Origin of the sequence: Komagataeibacter intermedius TF2, assembly GCF_000964425.1 — a bacterium.
Lineage (GTDB): Bacteria > Pseudomonadota > Alphaproteobacteria > Acetobacterales > Acetobacteraceae > Komagataeibacter > Komagataeibacter intermedius.
The window spans coordinates 1-202 of sequence record NZ_BANF01000043.1; the positions used below are offsets into that span (position 1 = coordinate 1).

At 59.9% G+C, this 202-nt stretch carries 1 pseudogene; it reads left to right on the forward strand.

From position 1 onward, the window contains the following. Window positions 1–53 precede the first annotated feature (53 nt). Window positions 54–202, forward strand: a pseudogene (locus B7449_RS19740) (IS5/IS1182 family transposase); the annotation flags it as partial.

The following is a 202-nucleotide window of genomic DNA, read 5'->3' on the forward strand; positions in this document are numbered from 1 at the left end:
CAGCCTGTCGGGTTGGGGTACCCTGTGAAGGGGTAAGGCTGTAGAGTGTCGCGATGAGCCGCTTCATCCCGTTTGACCGATCCCAGCCGTATCTTCTGCCGCCTGATCTGACGTCGTGGCTTCCGGCTGACGATATGGCGCATTTCATTGTCGCAGCTGTTGAGCGGGTTCCGATGAGTGCGTTCTGCGTGCCAGTGCGCAC